Genomic DNA, 676 nt, shown 5'->3' on the forward strand with positions numbered 1-676 from the left:
CTAACATTTCTTCTTCCTTCTGGATGGTACCGGCCTCATTTTTAAAGTACTTCTCTCGCAAAGCGCTTAGCTTTTCTACTAAGGCTTCACCTTCAAACTGCTCAGAGACAAGTGAACGCTCTTCCATATATGCGTAACCATTATTCCACCGATCCTCTCTCTCTTGGTCTCGCTTGACCAACCATTCTATCTGGGACTCTTCGAATCCGATGAGCCGCCTCACTTCATTAATTTCATACTGACGTTCTTCACGTGTTAATGCACCGAGTTCGCTTTGTACAATATTAAGACCAAAGACAACTTGAGATAACATACCTTTCGAATCAAGCACCAAATCTTCAACAGAGCCAAAATAGTTTTCATCATAAGCGCTTTGCAATAGATAAACTCGGTCTTGCATGCTCATATCAAGTGACTGGTTAAGCATATTAACGGTAGAGAGCATTGACTCTCGTTTATCTTCTTCAGCACTTCGTTCTTTCTCCCAAATAGCTTCTGCTAACTCCTCACCAAAAATTTCATAGCGCTTTTGCCAAAACATGCCTTGCTGCTGCAACGCAGGCATTTCATTCAGATCTAATATATTAGTCAAGAGCCACTCGTCATAGATATCAAGCATTGCTAATAAAGCAAGAATATCATCTACTAACTCGGGGAAAGCCGTTCGAATAATTCG

General features: G+C 41.1%; 1 protein-coding gene. It reads right to left on the minus strand.

What is annotated here, in order from left to right:
* The coding region (locus A3756_RS28080) for a hypothetical protein (RefSeq protein ID WP_197481426.1) at window positions 1-676 on the minus strand (676 nt) is incomplete at both ends.

The organism is Oleiphilus sp. HI0086 (assembly GCF_001635225.1).